Raw genomic sequence first — 674 nt, 5'->3', positions numbered from 1 at the left:
GGTTGATTTTCAATCTCAACGCAACAGCCTGAACGGACCCCGCGTTTCCGCAGCTAGCGCAACGCGGAAATAGCTCCCGGCACCTGGCCATCACTTCGTTTCCGCAGGTGGAGGGGCTGTGGAGTCCGGTGCCCCCATGCCGCCGCCGCATGCTCCGCCAGCCCGCCGCGCAGCCGTTCCGGACTCAGCGCAACGGGCCCTCCGGCCCATGTCCCGGCCCGCCGCCTATCCCGCCAGCGGCCCCTCGCCCCTCGCGGCCCTGGCCCTTTCGATGCAGCCGGGCGTGAGGTCGAGCTCGCCGGGCGCCAGCTCCTCTATCCCGAACGCGTCCATGAGGGCGGAGGCGTCCTCCCCGAGGGCCATCCGCAGCACGCGCGCCGGCGTCAGGAACCCGAGCGCCCCCCTCGGTTCGGAGTTCACCTGCGACATGAGCAGCGCGCAGTCCGCCGCCGTCAGCCGGTCGAACCTGGCCCCGGCGCCCTTGGGCAGCAGCTTCCTGATCTCCACGTGGTTCTTCTCGCACGCGCCCTTCTGCTGGCTCTGCCGGGGGTCGCAGTAGAAGAGCCTGGTCTCGCCGTCCCGCTCGCCGAGCAGCGCCGCGATGGCGCCCTCGTCGGCGAACTCGCTCCCGTTGTCGGTGAGCACGGCGCCGAAGGCGCGCCTCGCGCCGTCCT

Annotated in this window: 1 pseudogene; it reads right to left on the bottom strand. The window is 71.7% G+C overall.

Annotated elements, in window-relative coordinates:
* Positions 1-225 precede the first annotated feature (225 nt).
* A pseudogene (locus ACESUZ_RS10120) lies at positions 226-674 on the bottom strand (IS30 family transposase); the annotation flags it as partial.

The sequence above is a fragment of the Collinsella aerofaciens ATCC 25986 genome (genome assembly GCF_964239575.1).
GTDB classification, from domain to species: domain Bacteria; phylum Actinomycetota; class Coriobacteriia; order Coriobacteriales; family Coriobacteriaceae; genus Collinsella; species Collinsella aerofaciens_BQ.
Note: the sequence above shows the minus strand (reverse complement) of the source record. Positions and strands in the feature narration are given on the sequence as shown.